Origin of the sequence: Chryseobacterium sp. PTM-20240506, assembly GCF_048296755.1 — a bacterium.
GTDB classification, from domain to species: Bacteria; Bacteroidota; Bacteroidia; order Flavobacteriales; family Weeksellaceae; genus Chryseobacterium; species Chryseobacterium proteolyticum.
Genome location: NZ_CP182581.1, coordinates 2,626,071 through 2,643,576, shown reverse-complemented (window position 1 = coordinate 2,643,576; position 17,506 = coordinate 2,626,071). Strand labels below are relative to the sequence as shown.

The window sequence follows — 17,506 nt, the reverse complement described above, 5'->3', positions numbered from 1 at the left end:
TATTTTTGTTATATGATGTTCAATTGGTTATCCCTGGTTACGGGATTGTTTTATATCGTTTTAGGAATTGTAGTTATTTTTTACAAATTCTTCTTTATTATTTTAGAGCCTACTGTAGCGTACCCTCTTGGAGGTGTTATGATTCTGTATGGAATCTTTAGAATTTACAGAGCGGTTTCAAGAATAAAAAATTCAGGAAATGAAGAATAATTTTAAAGTAATCATGCTTTTTGTCTTATGTATAATTGCAGTAAGCTGTAAAAAAGAAGACAAATCCCCATCCTATTATAAGGGAGATCTTACAATCCTTACTGATGAATCCTTTAAAAGTGTTACTGAAGCTTTAGCCGACGGATACATGATTAATTATCCCGAAGCACACCTAAAGGTAGTTACAAGGAAGGAAGACCTGGGCTTTTTAGATCTTCTGAAAGGAAAAGCCAGAGTAGCGGTAATGTCCAGAGATTTAAGTCCTGAAGAGCTTAAAGCTTTTAAAGAGCAGGTGGGTTCTAAATTTTTGCCTGCCAGATTTGCTGCTGACGCGGTTGTTTTTATTGTTCCAAAAAATTCTACCAGGACCAGTATTTCAATGGATGAAATTCAAAACGGTCTTCTTTCTGATAAAAAGGAATTTATTTTTGACGGGACTAATTCTAGTAACTTAAACTATGTGGCTCAGAAGCTTAAGAAGCAGCCTAAAGATCTCCAATTTTCTGTGATTCCAGGTAGTGAAAATATCATTGAACAGCTCAATAAATATCCCGATAAAATTGGTGTCATAGGTCTTAATACCTTTAGCCGCCCTTATGATAAAACTTCTGAAAAATTAAGGGATATGGTTAAAATATTGCCGGTTGAAAACAAAGGAAAATTATATACTCCGGATTCTGCAGGACTGCGTGAAATGAAATATCCTTTTACTAGAGTTTTGTATTTTTTAACAAATGAAGGAAACTTTAACATTGCCAATGGTTTCATCAGATATTCATGTACCCAATTAGGGCAAATGATTGTGCAGAAGGAAGGTTTGCAACCCTACAATATTTACAAAAGAGAGGTGCAAATGCGTTAAAAAATATTAAATTGACTTTATCCCCCAAATAAATACACTATTTTGGTCTGAAAATTGTGTATAATATTACTCGATTTAGAAAATATAAAATGAAAGATATAATGATTATGAATGTAAAAAAGATTGCTTTTGGAGCAGCGGTGGTATTTTTTGCCAATTTTTCGTTTGCACAAATATTGCAAGATGGTATTAACAGTATCGACAGTGATAAATTTGCCCAGGCAAAGACTCAGTTCACCGATATGATTGCTAAAGCTCCTACTGCTGAAAACTATTTCTATTTAGGAAATACTTTTCTAAGACAAGGTGAGCCGGATTTTGCTAAAGCAACTGAAAGCTTCAATAAAGGTCTTGCAGCAGACAGCAAAAGCTATTTAAACAAGATCGGATTGGCAGCTGTAAAGCTTGGAAAAGGTGATAAGGCAGCTGTTGCAGAAATACAGAAAATTGTTAGCGATTCAAGAGAAAAAGATGCTGAAGTATTGTTCAGAGCTGCAGAGGCTTTAACTTTATTTGAGAAAAATAACTCTCCTGATCTTGCCATTCAATTCCTTAATAAGGCAATTGAAAGGGCACAGAAAAAAGAAGTTCCTGCGAATTATTACTATACACTGGGAGACGCTTACAGATTGAAAAAAATCCCTGGTGATGCTATGACTGCTTATGATAAAGCGTTACCTCTGGCTAAAAATAAAGCTTCTGTTTATACCAGAATGGGTACTTTATGGATGGCTGCTCAACAATGGAAATTAGCTAAAGAAAATATTGATAAAGCAATTGCTGTAGATGCTACGTATGCACCTGCTTATAAAGCTTTGGCTGCCTATGATATTAAATATCAGCAAAATGATAAAGCGACTCAGGACTTGATCAATTATACTAAATATGCGGATGAAGATCCATATACACAATTAGAAATCGCTAAGCTTTATTTTACAAACGAAGATTATAACAATTCAAGAACTGTTTTAGATAAGATCTTTGATAAAATTGATGATCCTATTAAGTTCAAATTGAGAGCTTATCAATTATATTCTGAAGGTAAATATGCAGATGCTAAGCAAAACATGGATACTTTCGTTTCTCAGGCGGATAAATCAAGAGTACAACCTGCTGACCAGGGATTACAAGGTTTAATTGCCGCTGGATTGGCTAAGGATGAAAAAGATGCAGCAAAGAAAACTGCTTTAACAACTGAAGCTCAGCAGAAAATAGCTATCGCAAAAGCTGCAAAAGATGAAACAATGAAATGGGATATGGAATTAGCTAAGATTGCCGGAGGAGGAGCTTCTCAGGGATCAGCTGATGCAGGACCTACAAACCCTACCATTGAAGGATTAAAGCAAAAAGTAGCAGCTAATGCACAGGATACAGATTCATTATTCAAATTAGCGACTGCTTACCAGGATGTTAAAAACTGGAACGGAGCTATATTAACATGGCAGAAAATGAGTACACTTCTTCCTGATTGGGCTCCTGCTTATTACAGTTTAGGTTATTCTTACCAACAAGCTGGGAATAATGATGCTGCGAAAATAGCATATGAAAAATTCATCACTACTGTAAAGCCTGCTGATGTAGAGGCTAATAAGCAAACTTTAGCTTATGCTTACTTTGCCGTAGCTTATATGAGCAAAGATTCTGATCTTGCTAAAGCTAAAGATTATGTTGCTAAGTCTGTTCAGTTGGATCCGACTTATCAGGATGCTGTTAAACTTAACGGTGAGATCAATAAGTAATTTAAAATTTAAATTATATATATTAAAACTTCCCATTCATAATGTTTGGGAAGTTTTTATTTTAAGCCTTATCTTTGAAGAATATGAAAACAGACATACTTGCTTTTGGAGCGCATCCTGATGACGTAGAACTAGGCTGTGGAGGTACCATTGCCAAATTGATATCAGAAGGAAAAAAATGTGTTATTGTAGATCTTACAAAAGGTGAACTGGGTACAAGAGGAACAGACGAAACCAGAAAAACGGAGGCTTCTGAATCTGCAAAAATTCTTGGGGTTTCCGCAAGGGAAAATTTAGGTATGAAAGACGGGTTTCTGGTTAATTCAGAAGAGTACCAGATGAAGATTGTAAAAATGATCCGCAAATACCGCCCGGAAATCGTCTTAGCCAATGCGATTGATGATAGACATCCGGATCATGCAAAAGGAGCGAAATTAGTTTCCGATGCGTGCTTTTTAGCTGGTCTTAGAAAGATAGAAACTGTAGAGGGAGGAGAAAGCCAGGACGTATGGAGACCTAAACACATTTTTCATTATATCCAATGGAAGCATATTCAACCTGAATTTGTAATTGATATTTCAGAATATCTAGATAAGAAAATTGAAGCATGCCTTGCATTTAAAACTCAGTTTTATGATCCGAATTCTACCGAACCAGTAACTCCGATTGCTACAAAAGACTTTCTGGAAAGCTTAACATACAGAGCTCAGGATTTAGGGCGTCTATCGGGAGTTGCTTACGCTGAGGGATTTACAACAGAGAAGTTAATTGCTTTGAAAAATTTTGAAGGAATTGTTTTGTAATTAAAAAATCTTTCCTATATTTGCAACCACAAAACGGTGATTGTAGCTCAGTTGGTTAGAGCGTCGGATTGTGGTTCCGAAGGTCGTGGGTTCGAGACCCATCATTCACCCAAAGAAAGTACACTTTTAAAGTGTACTTTTTTATTTTATACCTTTCTGATATTTCACTTTTTTATCCAAAAAAATATCAAAAACATTTAATTTTATTTTAGGATCAGGATAAATTTTTATTTTGATGCTGTTTTAAGGGGAATACTTGATTGAAATAGAATGTGAAGTGAGAATACTTTAGAGGGAGTTTTCTAGCATAATTACTGTTAATGAGTGGTATATCATAGGTAGTTAGATTTAAAAGTACTCTTTTGCATCTTTTAAATCCATTGTCCTTAGAATAATCCTGTAAAAAAATAGACATAAAAAAAGCACCTTTTTTCAGATGCTTGTGTTTTTAGATATTCTTTTTTTATACTTCGTCGTCAGAATCTATAGTATAAGATTTGCTTTTGAAGTCTTTGTCATGTTTTTCTGAAATTACATCCTCACCCTTTTCATTAATGATGAAATCTGTTGACTCATTGAACATTTCCTGGAAACTCTTAAAATCTTCTTTGTAAAGGTAAATTTTGTGTTTTTCAAATGTAGCCTCTCCATTTTCACCGAAGTTCTTTTTACTTTCGGTAATCGTAAGATAATAATCCCCCGCTTTCGTCTCACGCACATCAAAGAAATATGTTCTTCTTCCTGCTTTTAACACCTTCGTGAAAATTTCATTTTCATGGCGTTCCTTGTATTCACTCATTGTTAGATATTTTTTAATCTTGTTAAGAACAAATATAAAAGATTTCTTTTAATCACAAAATTTTTTTTATGATTTATTTAACAATTTTGAATGAATCGGCTAAGCAGTTACAGAATTGGTAATTTCAGTAAGATTAAGGATTTTGTCAGCTCTTTGTGCGCTAGACTCTCTGTGTGTGATAATTATGGAGGTTGCATTGTGGATTTTTGACTCAATATTTTGCAGTATATTTTGTTCGGTTTCGGTATCTAATGCAGATAAAGAATCATCAAAAATAATGATATTTGGATCCTTAATCAGGGCTCTGGCGATACAAATTCTTTGCTTTTGTCCTCCCGAAAGCATCACTCCACGCTCTCCAACCGTCGTTTTATACTGTTCTTTAAATCCTATGATGTTTTTATGAACGTCTGCGATTTTAGCATATTCTACTACTTTCTCATGGGACGGATGGTCGATCGCAAATCCAATATTATTTTCTATAGTATCCGAGAATAAATAGCTCTCCTGAGGAATATAGCCAATAAAATCCCTGTACACTTCGAGATTGTGATCCTTAAGATTTTTCCCGTCAATCAGAATTTCACCTTCAGTAGGGTCTATCAAACGGCATAGCAATAAGGCGATCGTAGATTTTCCGCTTCCTGTTTTCCCCATAATCGCCAAGGATTGTCCCGCATTAATTGTAAAGCTTAAATTTTCTAAAGCTTTGATTCCTGTGTTAGGGTACATATATGAAACATTTCTAAATTCAATATCTCCTTTTATTTTATACTGATCAGAATTTTTGTTAATGATTTCAGATTTTTTATCCAGAAACTCATTGATTCTCTGCATGGAGGCTTCTGCTCTTTGATTGACTGATGTTACCCATCCTACCATTGAAAAAGGAAATATAAGGGTATTGATGTACATAAAAAAGTCGGCTATTTTACCGATACTTAGTTGTCCTGCAATATATTTTTGTCCACCGATGACGATGATGGCTACGTTAAGCAATCCGATTACAAATAAAATAATAGTAAAAAAATAAGCTTCTGTCTTTGCGAGGTCTAATGCTTTATCCTGGTAATCGGTTACCTTTGCCCCGTAATTCTTTTTGATATAATTTTCCCTGGCAAAGAATTTTACAACTCTTATTCCCGAAAAACTGTCCTGTACAAAAGTTGAAATACCGGACTGGCTTTTCTGCATTATCTTTGACTTCTTATTAATAATTGAACTTACTTTAAAAATAAGGTATGACAAAATCGGAAGTGGTAGTAATGTCCATAAAGTCATGGATACGTCCGTTTTTATCATATAGATGCTGGTAATAAGAAGTAACACCAGTAAATTTACGACATACATGACTCCCGGTCCAAGGTACATTCTTACCGCTACAATATCTTCGCTCAATCGGTTCATGAGGTCACCGATAGTCGTCTGCTTATAATCTGTAAGGGAAAGCTCCTGATAGTGTCTGTAGATTTTATTTTTAAGCTCATATTCAATTCTCCTTGACGCTACAATAATGGTCTGTCTCATCATGAAAGTAAAGAATCCCGTCAATAACGAACAACCAACAATTATGGCAACGTAAATCAATACCTGCTTGTTGAATCCCATTTGTCCGTTTTTGGTAAGTTCATCAACCGATTTTCCTACAAACTGAACTTTGTATGTATTAAAAAAATTACTGGCAATGATAAATAACAGCCCCCAAAACAACAATATCTTGTGTTTCCAAAAGTAGGGGTTCAGGGTTTTTAAAGCTTTCATATAGTTTTACAAAATTACAAAAATACCTTCACACTACGAATTCGATAAATTTTAAATTTTGTATCTTTGCACCCATAAAAAGCTCTTTGAATGTTAGGAAGAAGACAAATCCGTGAAAAAGTGGTGGAAAATGTGTATTCATACTACCAGAATCCGATTAAATTTGATGTTTTAGAGAAAAACATGTTTTCGGGTATAGAGAAAATCTATCATCTCTATATTTACCAACTGAATTTTTTAGTAGGTCTAAAGGCGCTTGCTGAAAACCAGATGGAAATTGGGAAGAAAAAATATCTGAAAACAGATTCTGATATCAATCCCAACCAGAAATTTATTAACAATCAGGTGTTGATCAAACTAGAGGAAAACCCTGAAAGGCTATTCTTTACAGGGCAACATAAAGAATTGAAATGGGATTTACATGATGATCTATTGGTAAAAACTTTCCAGAGAATTACCGCAGGGAAACGTTACCAGGATTTCATGAAAGTAGAAGAATATTCTTTTGAAGAGGATCAGAAGTTTATCGGAAAATTATTTTTGCGCTATATCGCTGAAAATGAAGATTTTCATGATTATCTTGGAGACAAGGAACTGACCTGGTCTGATGATATTCACATTTCCAATTCAATGGTTCAAAAGACAATTGGATTTCTGAAAGAAGATGAAGAAAGCAGAACATTAATCAAAATGATCAAGGATGAAGATGATAAGGCTTTTGCAGCTAAACTTCTAAGAGATACTTTGAACAATTGGGAAAATAATGAAAAGAAACTAAGTGAAAGATTGGAAAACTGGGATTTGGAAAGAGTTTCTTTAATGGATAAAGTTATTTTGTCTACCGCTATATCGGAACTTGATAATTTTCCTTTTACACCTTCAAGAGTTATTATCAATGAATATATTGAAATTGCTAAAGTATTTGCTACAGACAGATCCAATATCTTCATTAACGGAATTTTAGATAAATATTGTAAAGATCAAAATAGAATTTAACATGAAAAAGACGTTATCAATTATCGCTTTGTCTATTATAGGCTTTGGTTTAGTTTCTTGTAAAAAAGAAAACAAAGAGGCTCAAACTGCTGAATCTGTAGCAACAGATTCCTCTGCTGCTGCAACAACTCCCGCTGATTCTGCGGTAGCTCCTGCAACAACAGAAGCGGCAACTCCGGCTCAATCTAACCAACCTTCAACTTCACTTGCTTTATCTGAAAGCAACTTCGATTTTGGAAATATCAAAAAAGGAGATAAAGTAGAGCATGTTTATGAAGTAACCAATACAGGTAAAAATCCATTGGTAATTTCTGAAGTTAAGCCTGGATGCGGATGTACAGCTCCTGACTTTACTAAAGAGCCTATTTTACCAGGTAAAAAAGGAAAGATTACCTTACATTTTGATTCTTCAAGTTTCGATGGAAATGTTCAGAAATATGCTGACGTATATGCGAACGTAGAAAAATCTCCAATTAAATTAACATTCACTGCGAATATTCAACCTTAATTAAAATGAATACATTAACCATTTTTTTACAGGCACAGCCGGCAGGAGGATCATCTTCAATGATGCTGATCATGATGGGTGTGATGTTTGTAGGTTTTTATTTCTTAATGATAAGGCCACAAATGAAAAAACAGAAGCAGGAGAAAACCTTTCAGGAAAATCTGAAAGTAGGAAGCAGGGTAGTACTAACTTCAGGCCTTCATGGAAGAATTGCTCAAATCCAGGATGATGGTTTTGTTATTGAAACATTATCAGGAAAGTTAAAGTTCGAAAAAGCGGCTGTATCAAGAGAATTTACAGACAATCGTTTTGGAGAAAAAGCAACTAAAGCAGCTGAAAAAACTGCTGAGAAAAAAGAAATTGATACTGAAAAGAAATAATTTTTTAGTTTAAAAGAGAATATAACCGGCGCGGTGAACTTTGTTCACCGCGCCGTTCTTTTATATAGAGATAAGCCGACAAAAATGGTAACCAATAAATTCCTGTTGGCATTAAATCCTTACTATTTTTATAGTTTTAAATTATCTTTGTCCGATGAAGCAAAATATACACAAAACGGTTCTGATTTTAGGAGCAAATTCTGACGTTGCAAAACAATCTTTTAAGCAGTATCTGCAAAAAGGATACTCAGTAATTGCGGCTTCCAGAAATACGGATTCGCTGGAAAATTTTGTTAAAGAAAATCAATTAGATCAAGCGAAAATTAAGATTATATATTTTGATGCTTCCGATTTTGCTTCGCATCAGCAATTTTATGATAACTTGGTGATAAAACCGGCTATTGTAGTTTATGCAGCCGGATTTCTGGTTGACAATCAAAAAGCTTTGCTTGATTTTAAAGGTGCATACCAGATGATGCAGGTAAACTATATGGGTGGGGTTTCAATTCTTAATATTATTGCTATGGACAAAAGTAATAATAACCTTGAGAGAATTATCGGACTTTCTTCACTTTCCGGCGTAAGAGGAAGAAAAAGTAATTTTATATATGGAAGCACAAAATCTGCATTCACACAATATTTAGCCGGTCTCCGACAGGAATTATCTTCAAGAAATATTATTGTCAATGCATTGGTCATCGGATATATTCGCACTAAAATGAATACAGGTCTGAAGCTTACGGAATCCCTGATAATGGAACCGGATTATGTTGCGAACTTTGTGGTCAATGCAGGGAGCTCATTTACTATAGTCCCGAATTTTAAATGGAAAATTATTTATTTTATTTTGAAAATTTTACCTGAAAGTATGGTGGCAAAATTACCATGATATTTTTCGCTGAATTTTTATTTTTCTAAATAAATTTTAATTAAACTCTTAAATCTGTTTATTTTTAATTTTTAAGTCTCAAAAAGACTGCTCTTTTTCAAAAAAGGAGTACGGTATGGAAATTGGAAATCATTCTTTTTTTCAGTATTTTTAAAATCTGAAATGATTCTTTTACCTGAATAAATTTCAAAAAATGATCATTGAGTGCACCTGAACAGGTCGTTCTGCTATCCAATACTTTTTATTATATAGATTACTTTAAACCAGGGTTTAAGGTTAATTTTTTTATGGGATGTGGATCGTTTCAGGATTTATCAGAAAAATAACATATCAATTTAAATAAATACAAAAATGGATGATTTAAAATTAGACAACGTTCAACAACAGTGGGACACCTTCTTGACCTCAGCTATTGCATGGGCACCGAAAATTATTACAGCTGTGATTTCAGCATTCCTGATATATCTGGTAGGATCATGGATGATCAGGATGATTAAAAGACTTGTTGAAAAAGCTTTTAAAAGGCGTAATATGGAGCCGTCCTTACAGCTTTTTTTATTAAATATTATCAACTGGGGACTTAATATCCTGCTCTTTATTGTAGTGGTTACCCAATTAGGAGTACAGACTTCAGCCTTTGTCGCCATGATAGGTGCTGCCGGATTAGCGGTTGGATTGGCTTTACAGGGATCTTTGACGAATTTTGCGGGAGGCATTCTTATTTTATTATTAAAACCGTTTAAGATCGGAGACTTTATTTCGGCAAGTTCCGGAGTATCCGGAACAGTAAATGCTATAGACGTTTTCCATACAAGGCTTATTACGCCTCAGAATCAGTTGATCGTAATCCCTAATGGTGAAATCTCCAACAAGAGTATTACCAATTATACGCAGTTGGGAACAAGAAAAACGTGGTTTGATATAGGAGTTTCTTATAATGCAGATCTAAAGCAAGCTAAAGAAATACTGCTGGAGGCAATACATCAGAATGAATATGCTCTTAAAGAACCTGCGCCACAAGTAGTTGTAACCGAGCTAGGAGATAGTGCAGTGAATTTGTCTGTAAGGGTGATGACCACTAATGAAAATTTCTGGGCAATGAATGAAGAATTGATTATAGCTTGTAAAGCAGCCCTTGATAAGGCAGGAATTGAAATTCCTTTTCCACAAAGGGATGTACATGTATATAATAATAACTAAAAACCTTATAATGAAAAACCTGCATTGATAAAATGCAGGTTTTTTTATTTCATCAAGGCGTTGATTTATCCTAAATTCTGCAATAAATCCAATGCCTTCATCATATCAATTCCTTTTCCTAAAACCGGTTTAAATAAATCTCCTTTTTCTTTAATCCTGTCAAGTGCGTTGTGGATATTGAAATCTGTAGGTTTTAATCCGGGCTTTAATTCTTCCCATGCAATGGGCATAGAAACCGAAGCTCCCGGTTTTGGACGTAAGCTGTAAGCACTTGCCAACGTTTGTCCTGTTCTGTTTTGAAGGTAATCCAGATAGATTTTCTTATCATCCCTTTTTTGAAGGCTTCTTTCTAAGGTGGTTATTTTAGGAAGTTTTTCATTGACCTGTTTCATGACAATATGAGCAAAATCCTTTACCTGATCGAATTCATAATTACCTCCCATCGGAATATAGATGTGAATTCCGGTACTTCCTGATGTTTTACAATACCCTTTCACTTTAATTGACTTCAGGACTTCATTTACCTGTAAAGCGGTTTCAATAACATCATCAAATGTATTTTTTTTAGAGGGATCGAGATCAAGCACTAAATAATCGGGATGTTCAAGATCAGGGAGTGAACTGTTCCAGGGGTTGAGATCTATACAACCTAGATTATTAAGATATGCGAGTGTGGCTTTATCATTACAGTAGATATAATCAATGTATTTATCGTTGGATTCTGAATAAACCTGTGTTGTTTTTACCCATTCCGGAGTATTGTCACTGGCATCTTTCTGATAAAAACCTTGTTCTTCAATTCCGTTTGGGAAACGGTTTAAGGATAACGGACGGTTTTTCAGATGCGGTAAAATATATCTGGCAACCGATTGATAGTATTCAATCACATCTCCTTTTGATATACCATCTTCCGGAAAATATATTTTATCTTGATTTGTCAATTTTACTTTATGCTTATCTAAAGTAACTTCCTTTTCTTTTTCTGTATTTTTTGATGATGGGGTGGCTTTCATTTTTTTAGGTTTTTCATTTTTTTGGTTCACTTTATTGACGGAATCATTGATTTCTTCAGGGTTTTTATCCTCCCGGATCGTGATAAAAACAGGATGTCTGAAAATTCCGTCCTTGGTGATTTCAGAATATTTGATTTCGCAAACCAGTTTCGGTTCTACCCATGTGACTGGCATATTGGTTTTGGGGATCTTGTCAAACGGTGAATTTTTTATGGTTAATTTTTTCAGACGCTGATGAAGTTGATTCAAAGATTCACTATTGAATCCCGTTCCTGTATGTCCGGAGTAAATGAGCTCTCCACCTTTATATTTTCCTAATATCAATGCTCCGAAGCCTTTTCTGGAGCCTCTGGGTTCTGTGAATCCACAAATAATGACTTCTTCAGTACTGGTGAATTTTATTTTTAACCAATCAGAAGTTCTATGATTTTCAACATACTGGCTATCGGATTTTTTTGCGATCATACCTTCAAGCTGCATTTTTTCCATCTGATTAAAAAAACTGATTCCATTTTCAGGTATATGGTCACAATATTTAATCATTTCTGTTTCTACTAACGCTTCTTTTAATAACTCTTTTCTTTGCAATAATGGGAGTTGTTCGGTAGAATGACCATTCAGCCAAAGCAGATCAAAAACCTGATATACCAGGGCGAGATCAGGATTATCACCAATCTGTTGTAATAGTTGGAAATTGGGCTTTCCATTTTCATCATAAGCCACAATTTCTCCATCCAAAATCATTTTTTGCTTTTGAAGACTAAAGTCTTGGGTAACTTTTCTGAATTTTGATAAAAAAGAAATTCCGTTTCTTGAATAAAATAAAGGATCATTTTTGCTCAGATCGGCTATTGCCCTGTAGCCGTCCCATTTGATTTCAAAGATCCATTCCGGAGAATCAAATGCTTTTTCATAGGACTTCGCCAACATAGGCTTAATGAAAGAGGTAAGCTTCTTTTCATCGGCTAATGCATTGAATTTTTTAAATTCAGGCTTTGATGTTATGACTTCTTTTTGTTGTTTTTTGGGCTTTTTTTTTCCTCTAAGAATTTTGTCACCAAAGATTTGGGAGAGGTATTGTCTTCGGCATTATAGCCAGCTTCTGCAAAGTCATCCTTATGTTTTATGAGTAACCAGGAATTCCCTTCAGTGTTTTTCATTTTTACCAAAGCAAATTCACCTTTCAGCTTTTTACCGTGTAAAATAAATTTCAAAGATCCTGCATGTAGTTCTTTCAACAATTCTTTTTCGTCAGAAAGCTTGCTGTCTTTCTCTAAAGGTTCATAAGTTCCACTATCCCAGACTTCGACTTGTCCGGCTCCATAATTTCCTTCGGGTATATTTCCTTCGAAATCTTTATAGTCATAAGGATGGTCTTCAACCATCATAGCCAGACGTTTATCCTTTGGATCTAATGAAGGACCTTTAGGAACTGCCCAGCTTTTTAGAACCCCTTCCATCTCTAAACGAAAATCATAGTGAAGATGTGAGGCCGCATGTCTTTGGATGACAAAAATAAGCTGATCCTTACTCTTTTTTGTTTTGCCTTTAGGCTCACTTGTTTCGTTAAATTTCCTTTTTTCGTTATAATCTTTAAGAGCCATCAGGATGCGTTTTTAGATTTTGAACTTTGTAAACTGGCTTTTAATTGAGCCATCAAATCAATTACTTTTCCTTCTTTTGCGGGTTCAGCTTTCTGAGCCTTAACACTCTTACCTTTAGCTTTCTGTTTAATGATCTTCATGAGTGATTCAGAGTAAGTATCCTTATACATCGTAGGATCAAACTTCTGGGAAAGCTGCTCAATAAGGCTTACTGCCATTTTTAATTCTGCAGGTTTAGGAGCTTTTTTAGCCGGGATTTTTAAATCATGGTAATCTCTTATTTCCTGATCAAAGCGTAATCGGTTGAGAATAAGAACCTCTTCATTGTATGGCCTGATCATCCCTATTGCTTCACTTTCGCGCAATACAAATGTTCCTACACCTACCATTTCGGTTTCTGTTAAAGCTTTCATGAGAAGCCTGTAAGCATTTTCCCCATTTTTCTGGGGCTCAAGAAAATATGGATTTTCAAAATAAACACTATCTACTTCAGATTCTTTTACAAACTGGTCGATCGATAATATTTTGCTTTTTTCAGGACTTGCCGCTGCATAATCCTCATCGTCGAGAACAATATACCGGTCTTCCATCAGGTAAGCCTTCACAATATTTTCCCACTTTACTTCTTTCCCTGTTTTTTCATTAACTCTTTTGAATTTAATATTAGAAAAGTCAGATTTATCCAGCATGTCCAGATCCAGTTTGCTGGTTTCTGTTGCTGAATATATTTTAACAGGGATATTTACTAAGCCAAAGCCAATGGCGCCATTCCAGATTGCTTTCATTGTACTATGTTTGTTTAGATAACGTACAATGATTGTGCCGTATGAAAAATATTTACGTAATGTGGTACTTTATTATGATTTTATAAAATGTAAAAAGAAAAATGTGTTTTTGTTTTATTCTCAATTGTCAATTGAAAATAAAAGTATTTGTATATCTTTAAAATACCAATGAATAAAGAATGGAAGAGCTATTCAGTTACATAAGGAAATTCGCGGGACTAAGTGAAGAAGAGGAAGACCTGATTGCTGTTGGAGTACAGGAACTAACTATCCAAAAAGGAGAGGTATTTGTAGAGGCGGGCAGGATAAGCCAGATGATTGCTTTTGTAAAAGAAGGTGTATTTCGTTCATTGTATTATAATAAACAAGGAGACGATTGCACACGATATTTTATTTATGAAGGCCGGTTTATCGGAGATTTTCAGGGTTTTGTTAATCAAACCCCTTCTAACGAGTATATAGAAGCAATTACGGATGGAACTTTATGGGTCATAGATTTTAATCATTTTAAAACCATAGAAAGCAGAATATCTGTTTGGCCGGTTCTGATCGCTAAGTTGCATGCTTTTGTAGCAGAGAATAAGCTAAAGGTTGCCAGCACGATGCTGAGCCTGGATGCGAAATCCAGGTATCTTCATTTTCTGGATCATTATCCAGGATTGGCAAACCGTGTTCCTCAGGCAATGTTGGCGTCTTATCTCGGAATTACTCCCTCCTCATTCAGCCGGATCAGAAAAAATATAATATAGATTTCCCTTTCTTGTCAAATGACAATTGCTCCCTCGTATTCATGCTATAGTTTTGCTCTGTAAAAAGAGATAAATTATAAAATATGGATATCGTATTAGGATTACAGTGGGGAGATGAAGGGAAAGGTAAATTCATTGACCTGATCAGTCGGAATTATGACATTGTCGCACGTTTCAACGGAGGAGCGAATGCAGGACATAGTATTGAACGAAATGGAAAAAGAATAACATTGAAAACTCTTCCTTCGGGAATATTTATAGAAGGAGTAGACAATGTAATCGGGGCAGGGATCGTATTGTATCCTGTTAATTTCAAGCAGGAAGTTTTGAAACTAAATGCTTTTGATATGAATATTCAGGTTGAAAAACGCCTGGCTGTATCTAGGAAAGCACATCTTGTATTACCCACACATACATTAATGGACGTATTTATGGAAGAGAATTCATCCTATAATACAATTGGTACAACTAAAAATGGTATAGGACAGGCCTATGCTAACAAAATTCTGCGGCAGAATCTAAGAGTGGGTGATATTGATAGATCCGACTTTAATGAAACAGTAAATCATATTGTAGAAAGAGACTATCAGCAGCTGTTAGATTATGGTCAGATACTTCCTCCGATAACAGATCTGAAAGATACATTTTTCGATGCTATAGAGTTTCTGAAAAAATTTCGATGGATAGAAGCTGAAGTGTTTTTAAATGAATCGATTAAGAGTGGAAGAAAAATTCTTGCAGAAGGTGCACAGGCAACATTACTCGATATAGATCACGGAACCTATCCTTACGTTACATCATCTACAACGATTGCTTCAGGAGCGTGCAGCGGTTTGGGAGTCTCGCCTAAAAAGGTAGGCGAAATCTATGGGGTTACAAAAGCATATTGTACCAGGGTAGGAAATGGTGCCTTTCCTACGGAGCTTTTTGGCGAAACAGGTGAGAAGATAAGGCAAATAGGTAATGAGTTTGGTTCTAATACAGGACGGCCCCGAAGAGTAGGGTGGCTGGATCTGCCTGCTTTAAAATATGCTGTAATGATTAATGGAGTGACTCAATTGATCATTACCAAAGCTGATGTCTTGAATGGCTTTGAGTCTGTGGCTATATGTACTCACTATAAAGTCAAAGATCAGACTGTAGTGTCAGGTTTAATGACTGATGATGAAGCACGTCCGGTTTTCCGTCGGATGAAAGGATGGAAAACTGAATTTTCAGAATGTAAAGATCCTTCCTCTTTACCCGAGGAATTGTTGGAGTTTATTCAATTTCTTGAAAATGAGCTTGAAATTCCTGTGAGTTATCTTTCTACAGGACCTGGCAGGGAAGATATGATAAAGCTGACTTCAAACTGATATCTCAGATAGTATAAAATAAAAAAGCGAGGTAAAAACCTCGCTTTAATTTATGCTTTTAAATTTAATTGTAATTCCAGTTCATCCAGCTGTGCATCAGCAATTGATGCCGGTGCGTCAATCATCACATCACGTCCCGAGTTATTTTTAGGAAAGGCAATATAATCTCTGATCACTTCATTTCCGTCAAGAATGGCCACCAAACGGTCAAACCCGAAAGCTAAACCACCATGAGGAGGAGCTCCATATTTAAATGCGTTCATCAAGAACCCAAATTGTGCTTCCGCCTCTTCTTTTGAAAAACCTAATAAATCAAACATCTTAGATTGAAGTTCCCTGTCGAAAATTCTGATTGATCCTCCTCCGATTTCATTTCCATTAAGAACCATATCATAAGCATTTGCTCTGGCTTTTCCGGGATCAGTTTCCAGCAGGTGAATATCTTCCGGCTTAGGAGAAGTGAAAGGATGGTGCATCGCGTGGTATCTCTGAGTTTCCTCGTCAAATTCCAATAGTGGGAAATCGACTACCCAAAGAGGAGCAAATACATCTCCTTTTCTTAATCCCAAACGGTTTCCCAGTTCCATTCTCAATGCGGAAAGCTGAGCTCTTACTTTATTTTCATTTCCTGAAAGAATAAGCATCAAATCTCCTTCTTTCGCCCCGAATTTTTCAATGATCTTTGTTAAGTCTTCTTCGTTGTAAAACTTGTTAACAGATGATGTTTTTACGCCATCATTCTGGAATTTTGCCCACACCATCCCTGAGGCTCCGATTTGAGGACGTTTTACCCAGTCCACCAATTCGTCGATCTGTTTTCTGGTATAGTCTGCACAGCCTTCAACATTAATTCCAACTACCAATTCCGCATCATCAAATATTTTAAAATCTTTTCCTTTTACCAGTTCATTAAGCTCCACGAATTCCATTCCGAAACGGATATCCGGTTTGTCATTCCCATATTTTTGCATCGCTTCTGCGAAGGTCATTCTCGGAAAAGCTCCGAATTCCTGTCCGGTAATATCTTTAAGCAATGTTTTGGTCATTCCCTCAAAAACATTCATCACATCCTCCTGTTCAACGAAGGCCATTTCGCAGTCGATCTGTGTAAATTCCGGCTGTCTGTCTGCTCTCAGGTCTTCGTCACGGAAACATTTTACAATCTGGAAATATTTATCCATTCCACCTACCATCAGAAGTTGTTTGAATGTCTGTGGAGATTGAGGTAGTGCGTAAAACTGCCCTGGGTTCATTCTGCTTGGCACCACGAAGTCTCTCGCTCCCTCCGGGGTAGACTTAATTAAAACAGGTGTTTCTACTTCAATGAATCCTTCTTCAGAAAGGTAATTTCTCACTTTCTGAGCCATTTTATGACGGAAGATTAATTTATCTTTTACCGGATTTCTTCTGATATCAAGATAACGGTATTTCATTCTTAATTCTTCACCTCCGTCTGTTTCATCTTCAATTGTAAAGGGTGGAAGTTGAGAGTCATTAAGAACGCTTAGTTTTTCAACTAAAATTTCAATTTCTCCGGTTGGAATATTAGGATTTTTGCTTACTCTCTCAATTACTTTTCCGGTAACCTGAATCACAAATTCACGTCCCAGTTTTTTAGCTTCTTCCATTAATTGAGCTGAAGAGCGATCCTGGTCTAAAACCAATTGTGTAATTCCGTAACGATCCCGAAGATCTATCCAAATCATAAATCCTTTATCACGGATAGTTTGTACCCATCCTGAAAGTGTAACTTCTTCATTAAGATTTTTTAGAGATAATTCTCCGTTTGTGTGCGATCGAAACATTAGTTTTAGATGTTAGATATTATACTTTATATATCAGACTCATTAAGG

Annotated in this window: 17 protein-coding genes and 1 tRNA gene; 12 read left to right on the top strand and 6 right to left on the bottom strand. The window is 35.6% G+C overall.

Going from position 1 to position 17,506, the window contains the following annotated elements; genetic code table 11:
* Positions 1–12 precede the first annotated feature (12 nt).
* From ACNFU2_RS11690 to ACNFU2_RS11670, 5 genes are all read left to right on the top strand, one after another.
* Entirely contained in the window at positions 13–210 is a 198-nt protein-coding gene (locus ACNFU2_RS11690; protein ID WP_373428030.1) for a DUF308 domain-containing protein, read from the top strand.
* Positions 200–1,072 (top strand): PstS family phosphate ABC transporter substrate-binding protein, encoded by an 873-nt coding sequence (locus ACNFU2_RS11685; RefSeq protein WP_418121782.1) that lies wholly within the window; start codon positions 200–202, stop codon positions 1,070–1,072. Before ACNFU2_RS11690 ends, ACNFU2_RS11685 begins: the two co-directional genes overlap by 11 nt.
* Positions 1,073–1,161: 89 nt before the next feature.
* Complete coding sequence (locus ACNFU2_RS11680) at positions 1,162–2,811, top strand: tetratricopeptide repeat protein (RefSeq protein ID WP_418121780.1); 1,650 nt, start codon at positions 1,162–1,164, stop codon at positions 2,809–2,811.
* Between the two features lie 83 nt (positions 2,812–2,894).
* Positions 2,895–3,614, top strand: a complete 720-nt coding sequence (bshB1, locus tag ACNFU2_RS11675) for a bacillithiol biosynthesis deacetylase BshB1 (RefSeq protein WP_418121778.1) — start codon at positions 2,895–2,897, stop codon at positions 3,612–3,614.
* A gap of 35 nt (positions 3,615–3,649) precedes the next feature.
* Positions 3,650–3,725: transfer RNA gene (locus ACNFU2_RS11670), tRNA-His, on the top strand.
* Positions 3,726–4,077: 352 nt separating this feature from the next.
* Here ACNFU2_RS11670 and ACNFU2_RS11665 read toward each other — a convergent pair.
* Together ACNFU2_RS11665 and ACNFU2_RS11660 are read right to left on the bottom strand one after the other, a co-directional pair.
* Positions 4,078–4,413, bottom strand: coding sequence for a DUF3276 family protein (locus tag ACNFU2_RS11665; protein ID WP_034679055.1), 336 nt, complete (start codon positions 4,411–4,413; stop codon positions 4,078–4,080).
* Positions 4,414–4,512: 99 nt separating this feature from the next.
* Positions 4,513–6,174, bottom strand: coding sequence for an ABC transporter ATP-binding protein (locus tag ACNFU2_RS11660; protein WP_418121776.1), 1,662 nt, complete (start codon positions 6,172–6,174; stop codon positions 4,513–4,515).
* A 90-nt stretch (positions 6,175–6,264) separates the two neighbouring features.
* Here ACNFU2_RS11660 and ACNFU2_RS11655 point away from each other — a divergent pair, with 90 nt between their 5' ends.
* The 5 genes from ACNFU2_RS11655 (at position 6,265) to ACNFU2_RS11635 (ending at position 10,147) form a co-directional block, all read left to right on the top strand.
* The gene (locus ACNFU2_RS11655) at positions 6,265–7,170 is read left to right on the top strand and encodes a transcription antitermination protein NusB (RefSeq protein WP_172280784.1); all 906 of its coding nucleotides are present in this window, start codon (positions 6,265–6,267) and stop codon (positions 7,168–7,170) included.
* 1 nt (position 7,171) lies between these two features.
* On the top strand, positions 7,172–7,678 hold the full coding sequence (locus ACNFU2_RS11650; RefSeq protein WP_273649674.1) for a DUF1573 domain-containing protein: 507 nt from the start codon (positions 7,172–7,174) through the stop codon (positions 7,676–7,678).
* A 5-nt stretch (positions 7,679–7,683) separates the two neighbouring features.
* A complete protein-coding gene (gene yajC, locus ACNFU2_RS11645) occupies positions 7,684–8,058 on the top strand; it encodes a preprotein translocase subunit YajC (RefSeq protein WP_172280780.1) in 375 nt (124 codons plus the stop codon).
* A gap of 154 nt (positions 8,059–8,212) precedes the next feature.
* A complete protein-coding gene (locus tag ACNFU2_RS11640; RefSeq protein ID WP_418121773.1) occupies positions 8,213–8,947 on the top strand; it encodes an SDR family NAD(P)-dependent oxidoreductase in 735 nt (244 codons plus the stop codon).
* Between the two features lie 351 nt (positions 8,948–9,298).
* Complete coding sequence (locus ACNFU2_RS11635) at positions 9,299–10,147, top strand: mechanosensitive ion channel family protein (protein ID WP_172280776.1); 849 nt, start codon at positions 9,299–9,301, stop codon at positions 10,145–10,147.
* Positions 10,148–10,212: 65 nt separating this feature from the next.
* Here the strand turns inward: ACNFU2_RS11635 and ligD are convergent, their stop codons facing one another.
* From ligD to ACNFU2_RS11620, 3 genes are all read right to left on the bottom strand, one after another.
* On the bottom strand, positions 10,213–12,090 hold the full coding sequence (gene ligD, locus ACNFU2_RS11630) for a DNA ligase D (RefSeq protein ID WP_418121771.1): 1,878 nt from the start codon (positions 12,088–12,090) through the stop codon (positions 10,213–10,215).
* A 71-nt stretch (positions 12,091–12,161) separates the two neighbouring features.
* Positions 12,162–12,764: a DNA polymerase ligase N-terminal domain-containing protein gene (locus tag ACNFU2_RS11625; protein WP_345991758.1), complete on the bottom strand. Its 603-nt coding sequence runs from the start codon at positions 12,762–12,764 to the stop codon at positions 12,162–12,164.
* Entirely contained in the window at positions 12,764–13,549 is a 786-nt protein-coding gene (locus tag ACNFU2_RS11620; protein WP_172280771.1) for a Ku protein, read from the bottom strand. Before ACNFU2_RS11620 ends, ACNFU2_RS11625 begins: the two co-directional genes overlap by 1 nt.
* Before the next feature lie 179 nt (positions 13,550–13,728).
* Here ACNFU2_RS11620 and ACNFU2_RS11615 point away from each other — a divergent pair, with 179 nt between their 5' ends.
* Positions 13,729–14,298, top strand: coding sequence for a Crp/Fnr family transcriptional regulator (locus ACNFU2_RS11615; protein ID WP_418121768.1), 570 nt, complete (start codon positions 13,729–13,731; stop codon positions 14,296–14,298).
* An 83-nt stretch (positions 14,299–14,381) separates the two neighbouring features.
* A complete protein-coding gene (locus ACNFU2_RS11610; protein ID WP_418121766.1) occupies positions 14,382–15,653 on the top strand; it encodes an adenylosuccinate synthase in 1,272 nt (423 codons plus the stop codon).
* Positions 15,654–15,703: 50 nt separating this feature from the next.
* On the opposite strand, the gene aspS is transcribed toward ACNFU2_RS11610, so the two are convergent.
* Positions 15,704–17,458 carry an aspartate--tRNA ligase gene (aspS, locus tag ACNFU2_RS11605; protein ID WP_273649659.1) on the bottom strand — a complete coding sequence of 585 codons (1,755 nt, stop codon included), beginning with the start codon at positions 17,456–17,458 and terminating at the stop codon, positions 15,704–15,706.
* Between the last annotated feature and the right edge of the window lie 48 nt (positions 17,459–17,506).

What these genes read in the sequence shown, in the direction of transcription:
- aspS (WP_273649659.1), bottom strand. Translation starts at nt 17,458, where the DNA reads ATGTTTCGATCGCACACAAACGGAGAATTATCTCTAAAAAATCTTAAT.
- ACNFU2_RS11610 (WP_418121766.1), top strand. Translation starts at nt 14,382, where the DNA reads ATGGATATCGTATTAGGATTACAGTGGGGAGATGAAGGGAAAGGTAAA.
- ACNFU2_RS11690 (WP_373428030.1), top strand. Translation starts at nt 13, where the DNA reads ATGATGTTCAATTGGTTATCCCTGGTTACGGGATTGTTTTATATCGTT.
- ACNFU2_RS11615 (WP_418121768.1), top strand. Translation starts at nt 13,729, where the DNA reads ATGGAAGAGCTATTCAGTTACATAAGGAAATTCGCGGGACTAAGTGAA.
- ACNFU2_RS11635 (WP_172280776.1), top strand. Translation starts at nt 9,299, where the DNA reads ATGGATGATTTAAAATTAGACAACGTTCAACAACAGTGGGACACCTTC.
- ligD (WP_418121771.1), bottom strand. Translation starts at nt 12,090, where the DNA reads ATGTTGGCGAAGTCCTATGAAAAAGCATTTGATTCTCCGGAATGGATC.
- ACNFU2_RS11680 (WP_418121780.1), top strand. Translation starts at nt 1,162, where the DNA reads ATGAAAGATATAATGATTATGAATGTAAAAAAGATTGCTTTTGGAGCA.
- ACNFU2_RS11650 (WP_273649674.1), top strand. Translation starts at nt 7,172, where the DNA reads ATGAAAAAGACGTTATCAATTATCGCTTTGTCTATTATAGGCTTTGGT.
- ACNFU2_RS11625 (WP_345991758.1), bottom strand. Translation starts at nt 12,764, where the DNA reads ATGGCTCTTAAAGATTATAACGAAAAAAGGAAATTTAACGAAACAAGT.
- ACNFU2_RS11665 (WP_034679055.1), bottom strand. Translation starts at nt 4,413, where the DNA reads ATGAGTGAATACAAGGAACGCCATGAAAATGAAATTTTCACGAAGGTG.
- ACNFU2_RS11685 (WP_418121782.1), top strand. Translation starts at nt 200, where the DNA reads ATGAAGAATAATTTTAAAGTAATCATGCTTTTTGTCTTATGTATAATT.
- yajC (WP_172280780.1), top strand. Translation starts at nt 7,684, where the DNA reads ATGAATACATTAACCATTTTTTTACAGGCACAGCCGGCAGGAGGATCA.
- ACNFU2_RS11640 (WP_418121773.1), top strand. Translation starts at nt 8,213, where the DNA reads ATGAAGCAAAATATACACAAAACGGTTCTGATTTTAGGAGCAAATTCT.
- ACNFU2_RS11655 (WP_172280784.1), top strand. Translation starts at nt 6,265, where the DNA reads ATGTTAGGAAGAAGACAAATCCGTGAAAAAGTGGTGGAAAATGTGTAT.
- ACNFU2_RS11660 (WP_418121776.1), bottom strand. Translation starts at nt 6,174, where the DNA reads ATGAAAGCTTTAAAAACCCTGAACCCCTACTTTTGGAAACACAAGATA.
- bshB1 (WP_418121778.1), top strand. Translation starts at nt 2,895, where the DNA reads ATGAAAACAGACATACTTGCTTTTGGAGCGCATCCTGATGACGTAGAA.
- ACNFU2_RS11620 (WP_172280771.1), bottom strand. Translation starts at nt 13,549, where the DNA reads ATGAAAGCAATCTGGAATGGCGCCATTGGCTTTGGCTTAGTAAATATC.